We start from the raw sequence: 12,908 nt of genomic DNA on the forward strand, positions 1-12,908 counted from the left end.
GTTCGTGACATCCGCGAATGCAGTTTGCCGACGGGCTGAAAACTCCGCTTGTTTTCTTCAAACAAAAAAGCAACTTTTCATGCCGCTTCCCGTCTTGCCGCTATTCGCATTTTTCACACGCATGAATATGCGATCTCATTTTGCGTAATTTATTCCAATGTCCCTCAATCGTTATCTCACTCGTTACAAAGCAGTTATATTTAGCGTCGCGGTCGCCGTGATGTTTACCCTTGCCGGGTGCGGCGGGAAAACCAAACAGGAGGGGGCGACAAAATCGGGAGCCAAGGGAGGCGGCCAAACCCGGGTGCAACCCGTCGAGGTCGCAAAAATCCAACGGCGCGACCTTGTCGAGACGCTCAACCTCGTCGGCTCGCTCGCGGCCAACGAAACCGCGCAAATACGCGCCGAGATCGCCGGCCAGATCCGCGAGGTGCTTTTTGACGAGGGCCAGTTTGTGAAACAGGGACAGTTGCTCGTGAGGGTGGACGACGCCGAACTGCGCGCCCAGCTCGCCCAGTCCGAGGCCAAGCGCGCCCTCGCCTCGCAAAACCTCAAGCGCATCCAGAGCCTCGTCGCCCAGCAACTCATCTCCGAGGCCGACGCCGACCAGGCCCGCTCCGACTTTGACGCCGCAACCGCCGAGGCCGAATACCTGCGCGTGCGCGTCAGCAAAATGGAAATCAAGGCGCCCTTCGACGGCATCGCCGGCGCGCGCACCGTTTCACCGGGCGATTACGTGACCGCGTCGGTCACCGCCACGGCAATCACCACAATCGACGACTTGAGCCGCCTGAAAATCGAGTTTCAAGTGCCCGAGCGCTACAGCTTGCGCGTAAAACCCGGCACTAAATTCCGCGTGCGCGCTCGCACGACCGAGGGCGAGGCGCAGGCGGATGGCGAGGTGTATTTCGCATCGGTCATCATCGACCGCGCCACGCGTTCCACGCAGGTCAAGGGCTACCTCGACCAGATGATCGATGGCCTCCGCCCGGGCATGTTCGTCAATATCGAGCTCGAGCTTTCCACGCACAAAAACGTGCTCGTCGTGCCCGAGGGCGCCATCCTTGTCACCGCGTCCACCGGCCCGCAAATCGTCGTCGTGCGCGAGCGCGGCGGTGAATATTTCGCCGACTTCGTGCCCGTCGAGATCGGCCTGCGCACCCGCGGCCTCGTTGAGATCAACATAATCAAGGAGGGCAACAACAAGGCGCCCGTCGATGAGAGCTCCCGCGTCGTCGCCTCGGGCGTGGGCGCGTTGATTCTTTATCAGGACGGCAGGCTCGATCCCCGTCCGTTGCGCAAGGAATTCACGCTCGGAGGGGACGAACTGTGATCATTTTGGATTTTCGATTTTCGATTTTTGATTGGGAGCGACTGCTCCATGTTGCGAATCCGGAATCGCGCGGTAGCGCGCAATCGAGAATCGAGAATCGAGAATCGAAAATCGAAAATTTAAGCCGCAATCAGCCCGCGTCACCGCATTACCAATGATCATTTCCGACACATCCATCAAGCGCCCGGTCGTCAGCCTGGTCGCCTCAATTTTTGTCGTGCTGCTCGGCGTGCTCAGCTTCGTGAGCCTGCCCGTGCGCGAATACCCGATGACCGACACCGCCGTCATCTCGGTGCGCACAAGTTACCGCGGCGCGTCCGCCGAGGTCGTCGAGACCAAGATCACCGAGCCCATCGAAAAGGAGCTGGCGAGCATCGACGGCATCCGAAACATCCAGTCCACCTCGCAGGAGGAAAGCTCGCGAATCACCATCGAGTTCAACCTGGACCGCAATATAGACGAGGCCGCCAACGACGTGCGCGACCGCATGAGCCGCGCGCGCCGCCGCCTGCCCGACGACATCGACGAGCCGGTCATCACCAAGGCCGACCCCGACGCCACGCCCGTCATCACGCTCTCCTTCAACTCCGACCGCTATTCGCGCCTCGAGCTCGTCGAGCTCGTCGAGCAGCTCGCCATCCAGCGCATCCAGACCGTGCCCGGCGTCGGCTCCGTGACCGTGCGCGGCCCGCGTTTCGCGATGCGCATGTGGATTGATTCCGACCGGCTCGCCGCCTACGAGCTCACCGTCGCCGATGTGGAGGCGGCGCTGCGCGCGCAAAACGTCGAGGTGCCCAGCGGACGCATCGAGTCGAGCGCGCGCGAGTTCCCCCTGCGCATGGAGGGCCGCATGCAGGAGGTCGTGGATTTTGAGAACCTCGTCCTCGTCACGCGCGGCGATTACCAGGTCAAGTTTTCCGACATCGGCCGCGTCGAGCTCGGCCCCGAGGACTACCGCTCCGAGACTTATTTCAAGGGGCACCTGACCGTGAGCGTCGCCGTCGTGCGCCAGCCCAACGCCAATCTGCTCGACGTCGTCAACGGCGTGAAGGCCGTGATCCCCGCCGTGCGCACCGACCTGCCGCCCGGCGTGAACGTGCAGGTGGCGTTCGACAACTCCACCTTTGTCGAGCGCTCCGTGAAGGAGGTTTACAAGACGATCCTCGAGGCCTCCGCGCTCGTCATCCTGATCATCTTCCTCTTCCTGCGAAACTGGCGCGCCACGCTCGTGCCCCTCGTCGCGATTCCCGTCTCGATCATCGGCACGTTCACCGTGATGTCCATCCTAGGCTTCTCGATCAACATCCTCACGCTGCTCGCGCTCGTGCTGGCGGTCGGCCTCGTGGTGGACGACGCCATCGTGGTGCTTGAAAATATTTACCGGCGCATGGAGCACGGGGAGAACGCGATCCACGCGGCGATCTTCGGCACGCGCCAGGTGGCGTTCGCCGTCATCGCCACCACGCTCACACTCGCCGCGGTGTTCCTGCCCGTCGCGTTCCAGTCCGGCCAGACGGGGCGTTTGTTTTACGAGTTCGGCATCACGCTCGCCGTCGCCGTGCTCGTGTCGGCGTTCGTCGCGCTCACGCTAACGCCCATGCTTTGCTCGCGGGTGCTGCACCCCGTGAAAGTCGTCAACGGCGTCAAGAAACACGGCTGGCTCTACGACAAAACCGAGCCGTTCTTCGTCTGGTTCAACAAATGCTACGAGCGGCTCCTGCGCGTTGCCACGAACAACAAGACGCTCGTGCTCCTCGCCGCGCTCGCCTTCTCCTGCGCGGGATTCTGGCTTTACACAAAACTCCAGCGCGAACTCACGCCCGCCGAGGATCGCGGCGTGTTCACCGCGCGGCTCATTTCCCCTGTCGGCTCCACCGCCGAATACCTGCGCCTCTACTCCTACGACATGGAGCAAATGGTCCTCAAGGTTCCCGAAATCGACCGCACCTATCACCGCACGGGCGACGGCGGGCGCGCGTGGATCTACACCACGCTCGTGCCCTGGGAGGATCGCAAACGCAAGACGCAGGATGTCAGCGCCGACCTGCGCCGGCAGTTCGCCCGCGAAGTCACCGGCGGCCAGGCCATCGTCAGCGCCGTGCGCTCCTTTGGCGGCGGGCGCGGCGCGGCGGGCGTGACCATGGTTCTGCTCGGGAGCGAATTCAACGAGCTGCAACGCCTCGGCGCGCTGTTCGTGAAGGACATGCTGGAAAGCGGGCATTTTGTGCAGCCGCGCGTGGACCCCTCGCCGACCAAACCCCAGCTCCAGTTGCGCATTGACCGCGCCAAGGCGGCCGACATGCGCGTGAAAGTGAGCGACATCGCGACGACGCTCGAATCGCTCCTCGGCAGCCGCCGTGTCACCGAATTCCAGCGCGGCAACCAGCAGTATTACGTTGTTGTGCAAATCGAGGACGCCAAGCGCGCCACGCCCTCCGACCTCGCGCGCCTCTATGTGCGCTCGACCGAGGGCAACCTTGTCCAGTTGAGCAACCTCGTCAGCTGGACCGAGGACACCGTCGCGGAAAGCTACCGCCACTTCGACCGCATGCGCTCGGTGGTCATATCCTCTCAACTCTCCCCGGGCTTCACAATCGGCGACGCGGTTGATTACCTCAACGCAAGGGGCGTCGATCTCCTCACGCCCGGCTACACCATCGCGTGGGACGGCGAGACGCGCGAATACATCGAGAGCGGAAACGACACCTACATGCTCTTCGGCCTCGCGCTCCTGTTCACGTTCCTGATTCTCGCCGCGCAATTCGAGTCGTGGATCCACCCCATCACAATCTTCAGCGGCGTCGTGCTCGCCATCGCGGGCGGGCTGATGGTGCTCTGGTCAACGCGCTTCTGGTTCGCCACCCCGATGACGGACAACCTCTTCTCGCGCTTCGGCCTCATCATGTTGATCGGCCTCGTGGCGAAAAACGGCATTCTCATCGTCGAGTTCGCCAACCAGCTCCAGATTGAGGGCAAGGACGCGTTCACGGCGGCGTTCCAATCGGCCACGATCCGCTTTCGCCCGATTCTGATGACCTCGATCGCAACGATCCTCGGCGCGGTGCCGATCGCGTTTGCGACCGGCGCGGGCGCGGAGACGCGCAACCCGATGGGCATCGTGGTCGTGGGCGGGCTTACGCTTTCGACGGTGATCACGCTCTTCGTGATTCCCGTGCTCTACATTTTGCTGGATCGCATCTGCGTGAAAGTCACCGGCAAATCGAGCGCCTACGGCCTCAAGCGAGCCGAGGAAATCGACCGCGAAACCCGCTCGCTCGAGTCCGGCGTCCACGAGTTCGAGCACGCCGACAAGCAGTAAACCCAAAAGCGAAAGCATGTTTTCGTTTTTGAACAAGGGGGCGCAACACACGCCCCTTCTTGTCGATTGATGCGACCTTGCACAAACGCGGCGCTTGTGAAATGAACGCCTGTTTTCAAATGACCGATTCTGGCGACACACCTGATGCAAAACCAACCGGCCCGGCCGGCGATCCTCGGCCCAAAACCGTGGTGCTGCAGCAATATGCGGGCATCGGCGACCTGATCTGGCACATTCCCTATTTTCGCGAAATCGCGCGGCAAAGCCGCGGTGGCAAGGTATCCGTCATCTCCCAGCCATCCTCGCTCGCGCGCGAAATCCTGTCCGTCGAACCGTGGCTTGACGAGGTGATCTATTATGATCACCGCCGCCGCAAAAACGACCGCGCAACCAAGCGCAAACATGGCGGACTCTCCGGCATGTGGAAAATGGCGCGCGAACTTCGTGAGCGGCACTTTGACCGAGCAATGCTTTTCACGCACAGGCCGAATCGAGCCATCATCGCCTGGCTCGCCCGCATCCCGCGACGCACTGCCTATGGTTTCGGCTGGCTGCAGCGCCTCTTTCTCAACGAAGGCCCATACATCAAACCCTACAAGGGGCCGTCGCTCGAAGTATATAAAAACGCCACCGCATTTGCCGTCGCGCATGGCGTGTGCGACGGACCGATCGTGCCGCGCATGACCATCCCCAACGAACTGGTGGAAAAGGCGCGCGAAGTCGTCGCGCGACTGCCGCGGACATTCTACGCATTCTCAATCGGAACATCGGAACCCGACAAACAATGGGGCAAGGACAACTTTGCCGCGCTCGCCACTGAGATCGCCAGGCGCGGCCAGGGTGTGCTGCTCTCCGGCGGACCAAATGAGGATGCCTTTGCGCGCGCAATTATCGAAGCCGTGCCGGAAACGCTTCGCGGAAACATCATGCAACTCACGCATGCGCCCATTTTGGAAAGCGCCGCGGCATTGAGTTTGGCGCGCGCATGCATCGGCAACGACACAGGCGCCGTCAACATGGCCGCCGCCTGTGGGCGTCCGGCAATTGTCGTGCTCGGCGCCCGCAAACGGATCGACCACGATCCCTTGGTGCGCATGCTCGCCGCGCCAACGGTGGCGGACATTTCGGTGGCCGACGTTCTCGCACAAATGGAAAAACTTGAATCGGAACAAACCAAGTGACCTCCCCCGCAACCAACACCCGGCCAGATGCCGCGCCCGGCTCGGTCTGCATCGTCCGGCTCTCGGCGCTGGGTGATGTCGTAATGGTCGCGCCGCTGATAAAAATGATCCGTCGCGAATGGCCATCGACGTCAATCACATGGATCATCGGCAAGGCCGCCCACCCCGCCGTGGCCTCGCTGGAGCGATTGGGCGTCGAGTTTGTTGTCATCGAAAAACCGCGCGGCATCGGCGACTACCTCGCACTTCGCAGGCAAATGAAGGGACGCTGTTTCGACGCGCTGTTTTGCCTGCAAGCAAGCTGGCGCGCCAATTTCATTTACCCGTGCATTCGCGCGCGCCGCAAAATCGGCCACGGCAAAGGCTCCAGGGACATGCACTCGCTCTTCGTCCGCGAAAGCGTGCCCGAGCCGTCCGAGCCTTCGCATATCGCGGATCGCTTTTTACAATTCGCCGGGGCGCTCGGCGGCAACCTCAACGACGCGGACACCAAAGGTTCGTGGGGATTGGAGCCGCCGCCGGACGCGGTAGTATGGGCGCAAGCCGCGCTCCCGGCCGGACGCTGGCTCGCCGTTTCGCCCTGCTCCAGCAAGGCCGAGCGCGACTGGCCCGCCGAATCCTACGCGGAAGTCGTCAACGCCACATGGCGCGCGCACGGCCTGCCCGCGGTTTTGCTGGGCGGCCCCTCCGCGCGCGATCGCGCCATGGCGGACGCCATCCGCGAAAAACTCTCTCCTGAAACACGCGTGCTCGACCTGACCGGGCAAACAACCGTGCCGCAGCTGCTCGCGGCGCTCAGCCGTTGCGCGGCCCTGCTCGCCCCCGACACTGGCGCGGTGCATATCGCGCGCGCCTTTGCCCGGCCTGTTGTCGGCCTGTATGCGGTGGCTCCCGCGAGCCGCACGGGTCCGTATCGCGCCGCGGAGTTTTGCGTGGACAAGTTCGCCGAGGCCGCGCGCCTCGTGCATGGTCGCGATCCCGAAACCTTGTCGCGAAGCGCGCGCGTGCACGACCCGCGCGCCATGAAGCTCATCACCCCGCAGGAAGTGCTGCGCCAAATTGACCGCGCGCTGGCTCAGGTTTGAACTCGCGCCCGCGCTCCATGCTTCCAAAATAAACACGATAAACTCTGCATCCTCATCCAATACTCACATAAAAATCATGAGAATCTTTGTGGTAAACCTTCCCCACCGCACAGACAAGCGCGCCGAAATACTCGCGCAAGGCGAAAAATACAACCTGCCCCTTGAAATCTTCGATGCAGTGAACGGAAACGCCATTCCCGACGAGGAGATCAAAAAAATCGTTTATGATTACCCGGCCTGTTACATGACCAAGGGCGTCATCGGCTGCTCGCTCAGCCACCTGAAAATATACAAAAAAATGTGCGACGAGAACATCGACCTCGCACTTGTGCTGGAGGACGACGCCCTGCTCACGGACGACCTTCCGCTCATTCTCGGCGAATTGGAGAAAATCGACAAAAACGAAGTTCCGAAAATCTACTTTGTCTCCTCGCAATATTACAAACAGTCATCCGGTCAAAAAATTGCCGGTGGCTACGCCATCCGGGATTACATAGACGGCGGAAACAGCCACGCCTATGTGGTGAACAGAAAGGCGGCCGAGTCGCTCCACGCAAACCTGTGGCCCATCAAGTGGGAGGCCGACAAATGGTATTATTTTCAGGAAATGGGACTGGTTTCGTTTTCCTGCGTCGTCCCCCATGTGGTCGGCGTCGATGGCGTGCCGGAAAAATCCGACCTCTACACCGAGCGCGCGCTGACAAACAGAAAACGCCGCCACTATTTGAACGGATTAAAGCATGTGGTTCGCCGCCGCCGCCGCCTTGTCAAAATACTTTGGAAAATATTCAGAAAACCGTTTGTGAAAAAAAGTTAATGTAGTTTTTACAGTTGCGGAGTTCCGTCGCAGGCAAGCGTAAGATAAAAATCAAAAACAGATTATGACATCCTCCATTCCGTGTTTTCTGGCAATCAATGACGCGTATGTCAGGCACGCCTGTGTCATGATCGCCTCGGCGGCGTGCAATTCCAAATCCCTTCTCAAATTTTATATATTAAACGCCTCGCTGTCCGCCGAATCAAAAAGCGAAATCGAATCAGTCCGGAAAATCCACAACTTCGAGGTTGAATACGTCCGGATAGACAAGCGTCTCATTGAGGACGTGCAGATAAGGGATGAGCATATAACCATCGAGACATGCTACCGTCTTTTGATCCCGACCATATTTCCCGAAATGGAGAAGGCTATATACTTGGACGCGGACATGGTGGTGCGGCACGATCTGGCGGAGTTATGGGCGGAGGATGTCGGGGATTCTTACGCGGGCGTCGTGGAGGATTTCATTCATGTTAAAATAAAAAACTACGACTCCATCTTTCCGTCGCGGCGCTATTTCAACGCCGGTGTTCTCCTGCTCAACCTGCGGAAAATACGGGAGGATATTCCCTTTGCCCGGTTTGTCGCAATTGAAAGCCGCCACCGGGATTCGCTCAGGCACCAGGACCAGGATGTGCTGAACATCGCGCTCGGAAACAATGTCAAATACCTCCCGTTGAAATGGAATGTCACGTTTCTCTACTTCAATCCGCGCCGCAGATTCCCCAAAACACTCGGCTTCACAAAGACGGAAGTCGTCGCGGCCCGGGAGGATCCGGCGATCGTGCACTATATCGGTTCCTTGAAACCATGGCGCGTGCCTTGCGGGTTCATGGCGCCGCCTTATGTGAAGGAGTATTTCAAGTATTTGGACATGGTCACGGGACGAAAAAATTACTCAGAGGCCGTTAAAAAATTCCCCCGCGTGCGCGACTTTTTTTCATACTGGTGGCGGCATCCGTTTTTTTTCATGCGCCCCAAAACCTACGCCCTCATGAGGGCGCGACGGAAGTTTCCCATTGAAAGTGTTTAAAATCCCGGCATATCCGGCATGCCTCCATTGCACATGAATTCAAAAAAAACAATCCGACTGGCTCTCCTCGTTGACGAGTATTTTGGCGCCCTTGGCACCGCCTTTGGCGGCTACGGGTTTCTAGCCCGGCGTTATGTGGCCAAATACCTGCCCTGCGAGGATATTCATGTGGACGTTTTGATACGGCGAAAAAAGAGCCTGCTATTCGCAAAAAAAGATGTCGTTGACGGCGTGAATGTCTGGCATCTTCCCCGCTATGCCTGGCTGGCGAGGCGCTGGTTGAAAAAACAGAACTACGATGTTTATTTGAGCATAGAACTCACATCGGCCTCCGCCCGGATAATGAAGATCGCCCCCGATGGAAAACTGATTCTTTGGATTCAGGATCCCCGGCCCAAAGCCAGGTGGGATGATGAAATCGGCACGATGAGCATGATCAAGGATCCATGTTTTTATGACAGTCGCATCGCGCCACTGGTCAACCGCCTGAACAACGAAAACCGGCTTGTTTGGATTTCGCAAGGACGCTCGCTTGTGCCGCTCGCAAAGGAGCTTTATGAAATCGAACAGGATTTTAATGCGCGCTATCTTCCCAATCCAATCGAAATTGACTGGGACTTCGATCTCGAACGCTGCCCCAAGAAAAACAATATAGTGTTTTTGGGACGTCTGGAGGCTCAAAAAAGAGTCTGGCTCGTCTGCGAGGTGGCGAAGCGGATGCCTCAATATAATTTTTATATACTGGGGCGGTTTTTCCGCCACAGGGAAGAAAACGAGGCGACCGTGGAAAAATACAAGCGCGAGGAAATCCCAAATTTGCACTGGGCCGGTCATTTGGATGGCGACGAAAAAAATGAGCTTCTGCGGACAAGCAAAATTCTCATCAACACCTCCATTTGGGAGGGCATTCCAATCTCGTGGCTGGAGGCCCTGTCCTACGGAACGCTGCTCGTGAGCAACCTCGACAATGAAAATCTGGTCAGCCGTTTCGGCGTCTGCTCGGGACAAAACCTCGGCGACGGCTTTGACGGCATCGACGCCTATGTTTCATCCATTGAAAAAATAATGACCGACGACGCTTTTCGTCATGAACGAGCCGCCGCCGCGATCACCTATGTCAGGGAAACACACAGCGTCGAACGCTTTGTGCGTGACATGAGGGAAGTTGTTTCTTCATCGGCACGTGAACGTGAAGAATCTATTCCGTCCGGTTAGAAGATGTCCGCCTCAGCCCTAAGTCCGCAGTCACGAGCATCCGCCATGACTCCGCCCATGTGCAAAATGGCGCAAATTTATTATATAAAGGCAACGCATTCCTCAATATGACCCAGACCAATCTTCCATTCGTCACGTATGTGATAAACCTGGACCGCTATCCGGAACGGTTTGAGACCATGTCGGAAGCGCTGAAACGGGAGCAAATCCCCTGTGAGCGCATCCAGGCCATTGATGGGCGCACCCGTGTTTTTACCAAGGACGAAATCGACCTCAAGGCATACGAAAAAAACCACGGCAGGCCGCCGGGCATCGGCGTCGCCGCCTGCTACATGAGTCACCTTTCGACCTACAAGGCGCTTCTGAACTCTTCGTATGAGTTCGCCCTGATATTCGAGGACGACATGCTCATCCACCCCGGACTCAGGCAACTGGTAATCGATTCCATCAAGATCAAGGACTCATGGGATGTGTTGCGGTTTGCGGGATTTCACTCTGGCTGTCCGGTGCGCCGGAAGATGATCAACGCCACCCATTCAATGTGCTATAACTTCACATCAAGAACAGGCGGCGGTTGTTATATGATAAATAGAAAGGCGGCAAAAAGTTACCTGGAAAAGATGCTGCCCATCACTGTGCATATCGACCATGAATACCCCAAGTCGTGGAAATACAATCTTCGCATATTTTCCATTTACCCCGCCCCGTGCGTCGATGCCGGATTGCCGACATCCATTGAATACGCGGCCGCTAAAAAGCTAAAAAGGCCGTGGTATAAAAAATTTCCCACCTTGTTTTACAGGGCGAGAATCGCCACGCGCCAAATCTGGCACGGCATCAGCCACGGTTACTGTTTTCCAAGGAAATAAACCCAAGCTCGCGCTTGACAACACGCCAACCAGGCGCATCTCTCAACCACGTTCACCAATGACTCCCTTCGCCAACAACGCTCTCGCCAATCTCGTCGCCCTCGTGGTCGTCGTAGTAGTCGTGCGTTGCGCACGCCGAGAGGGCCGTTGGTAAACACAACCACTTTTGCCCCCTCTGGCGTGATCGCCGGAGGGGGCTTTTTTTGGCTCCGCGACGGTGAAACGAACAGGGGCGGGTTTCTTTCTCCAACCAAATGAAACCAAGCACACCGCTCACCACCATGACCAAAAAGAAATACACAGGCGCCACGCTCCTGACCGCGTTGCTGGAACGCCAGGAAATCCGCCAAATGCCCGGCATCCCCGGCGGCGCAATTCTGCCGTTCTACGACGCGCTCCACACAAGCCCCATCCGGCATATTCTCGCCCGCCACGAGCAGGGCGCCGGCTTCATTGCGCAGGGAATGGCGCGCGTCACCGGCCGCGCCGCGACCTGCGTCGCCACTTCCGGCCCCGGCGCCACCAACCTCATCACCGCCATCGCCGACGCGCGCCTCGACTCGATTCCGCTCGTCGCCATCACCGGCCAGGTCGCGCAATCGCTCATTGGCACCGACGCCTTTCAGGAAGTCGATTTCTACGGGCTCACCGTCCCCATAACAAAACACAATTACCTCGTGCGCAACGTCCGCGAACTTCTCCACATCGTCCCCGAGGCGTTCACACTCGCCGAATCAGGGCGTCCCGGCCCCGTCGTGATCGACGTTCCCAAGGATGTGCAAACCGCTTCCATCGAACTCTCCGATGACGAGCTCCCCGCGCCCGGCGGATGCCGCCCCACCCCGCCGGCAAAGGACGCCGAAATCGACGCGCTCGCGCGCATGCTCGCCAAGGCGCAACGGCCCGTGCTTTACCTCGGCGGCGGCATCATCGCGGCCAATGCCTCCGAACCCGCGCACGAACTCGCCAAACGCCTCGCCTCGCCCGTCGTCAGCACGCTCAACGCCCTCGGCGCAATCCCCGCCGCCAGCCCGCACCACATGGGCATGCTCGGCATGCACGGCACGCGCGCCACCCACACACTCCTTGATGAATGCGACCTGCTCATCGCCATCGGCGCGCGTTTCGACGACCGCGCCACGGGCAAAGTCGCCGAGTTTTGCCCGCGCGCCGCCATCGCGCACATTGACATCGACCGCGCCGAGTTCGGCAAAATCAAGCGCCCGCACCTCTCCATCGAGGCCGACGCCGCCGACGTCCTCCACCGCCTGCTCAACCACTCCGTCTTTCACTCTTCACCAGCCATCATTAACAATTCCAAATGGCTCGCCCGCGCCACCGCGCTCCGCGACGCGCATCCGCTCCGCCATCCCTCGCGCGAAACCGCGCCGTTGCATCCGGTGAACATTTGCCGGTTCCTCGCAAAAACGCTTCCGGGCGATGCGATCATCGCAACCGACGTCGGCCAGCATCAAATGTGGGTTGCGCAAGCCTACCCTTTCCGCTCGCCGCGCACGCTGCTCACCTCCGGCGGACTCGGCACGATGGGCTTTGGCCTGCCAACCGCCATCGGCGCGGCCTTTGCCGCCCCCGGAAAACGCATCGCCTGCGTCAGCGGCGACGGCTCGCTGCTCATGAACATTCAGGAGCTTGCCACGCTCGCCGACCACAACCTGCCCGTTGCCGTTCTTGTTTTTAACAACGCCCACCTCGGCCTCGTGCGCCAGCAGCAGGAGCTTTTTTACGGGCGCCGTTACGAGGCGTCGCGCTTTGAGACCACGCCCGATTTCGCCGCGCTCGCGCGCGCCTTTGGCATTCGCGGGCACAGCATCGCCGCCAACTCAGCCGATCCGCTTGGCGACATCGCCGCCGCGCTCGCCCAGCCCGGCCCCTGCCTGGTCGACATCCCGGTCATCGCCACCGAAAACGTGCTTCCCATGGTTCCTCCCGGCGCTGCCAACAACCAGTCGATCGAGCACGCCGGGGCAATGTAAGCGCCCCCTAAGGGTTGACCTTTTCGCAAACAGCAAACCCATCGTTGAAAACATCCAGTCGC

The 12,908-nt window shown here is 59.4% G+C and carries 9 protein-coding genes; all 9 read left to right on the plus strand.

Annotated elements, in window-relative coordinates; translation table 11 throughout:
• Positions 1 to 157: 157 nt before the first annotated feature.
• Complete coding sequence (locus M2103_RS03485) at positions 158 to 1,333, plus strand: efflux RND transporter periplasmic adaptor subunit (protein ID WP_277508772.1); 1,176 nt, start codon at positions 158 to 160, stop codon at positions 1,331 to 1,333.
• A gap of 154 nt (positions 1,334 to 1,487) precedes the next feature.
• Positions 1,488 to 4,652, plus strand: a complete 3,165-nt coding sequence (locus M2103_RS03490) for an efflux RND transporter permease subunit (protein WP_277508773.1) — start codon at positions 1,488 to 1,490, stop codon at positions 4,650 to 4,652.
• Positions 4,653 to 4,771: 119 nt separating this feature from the next.
• A complete protein-coding gene (locus M2103_RS03495; protein WP_277508774.1) occupies positions 4,772 to 5,833 on the plus strand; it encodes a glycosyltransferase family 9 protein in 1,062 nt (353 codons plus the stop codon).
• The gene (locus M2103_RS03500) at positions 5,830 to 6,918 is read left to right on the plus strand and encodes a glycosyltransferase family 9 protein (RefSeq protein WP_277508775.1); all 1,089 of its coding nucleotides are present in this window, start codon (positions 5,830 to 5,832) and stop codon (positions 6,916 to 6,918) included. The genes M2103_RS03495 and M2103_RS03500 overlap by 4 nt, the downstream gene beginning before the upstream one ends.
• A 76-nt stretch (positions 6,919 to 6,994) precedes the next feature.
• Positions 6,995 to 7,735, plus strand: coding sequence for a glycosyltransferase family 25 protein (locus M2103_RS03505; protein ID WP_277508776.1), 741 nt, complete (start codon positions 6,995 to 6,997; stop codon positions 7,733 to 7,735).
• Between the two features lie 64 nt (positions 7,736 to 7,799).
• A complete protein-coding gene (locus M2103_RS03510; RefSeq protein ID WP_277508777.1) occupies positions 7,800 to 8,768 on the plus strand; it encodes a glycosyltransferase family 8 protein in 969 nt (322 codons plus the stop codon).
• A 33-nt stretch (positions 8,769 to 8,801) separates the two neighbouring features.
• On the plus strand, positions 8,802 to 9,983 hold the full coding sequence (locus tag M2103_RS03515) for a glycosyltransferase family 4 protein (protein WP_277508778.1): 1,182 nt from the start codon (positions 8,802 to 8,804) through the stop codon (positions 9,981 to 9,983).
• A gap of 107 nt (positions 9,984 to 10,090) precedes the next feature.
• The gene (locus tag M2103_RS03520) at positions 10,091 to 10,852 is read left to right on the plus strand and encodes a glycosyltransferase family 25 protein (protein ID WP_277508779.1); all 762 of its coding nucleotides are present in this window, start codon (positions 10,091 to 10,093) and stop codon (positions 10,850 to 10,852) included.
• 254 nt (positions 10,853 to 11,106) lie between these two features.
• Positions 11,107 to 12,846, plus strand: coding sequence for a biosynthetic-type acetolactate synthase large subunit (gene ilvB / locus M2103_RS03525; RefSeq protein WP_277508780.1), 1,740 nt, complete (start codon positions 11,107 to 11,109; stop codon positions 12,844 to 12,846).
• Positions 12,847 to 12,908 lie beyond the last annotated feature (62 nt).

Source organism: Ereboglobus sp. PH5-5, from assembly GCF_029504805.1.
In the GTDB taxonomy this organism is placed as follows: domain Bacteria; phylum Verrucomicrobiota; class Verrucomicrobiia; order Opitutales; family Opitutaceae; genus Ereboglobus.

Bases quoted from the DNA above. Each gene is read 5' to 3' on its own strand.
- ilvB (WP_277508780.1), top strand. From the start codon at position 11,107: ATGAAACCAAGCACACCGCTCACCACCATGACCAAAAAGAAATACACA.
- M2103_RS03505 (WP_277508776.1), top strand. From the start codon at position 6,995: ATGAGAATCTTTGTGGTAAACCTTCCCCACCGCACAGACAAGCGCGCC.
- M2103_RS03490 (WP_277508773.1), top strand. From the start codon at position 1,488: ATGATCATTTCCGACACATCCATCAAGCGCCCGGTCGTCAGCCTGGTC.
- M2103_RS03510 (WP_277508777.1), top strand. From the start codon at position 7,800: ATGACATCCTCCATTCCGTGTTTTCTGGCAATCAATGACGCGTATGTC.
- M2103_RS03495 (WP_277508774.1), top strand. From the start codon at position 4,772: ATGACCGATTCTGGCGACACACCTGATGCAAAACCAACCGGCCCGGCC.
- M2103_RS03515 (WP_277508778.1), top strand. From the start codon at position 8,802: ATGAATTCAAAAAAAACAATCCGACTGGCTCTCCTCGTTGACGAGTAT.
- M2103_RS03520 (WP_277508779.1), top strand. From the start codon at position 10,091: ATGACCCAGACCAATCTTCCATTCGTCACGTATGTGATAAACCTGGAC.
- M2103_RS03485 (WP_277508772.1), top strand. From the start codon at position 158: ATGTCCCTCAATCGTTATCTCACTCGTTACAAAGCAGTTATATTTAGC.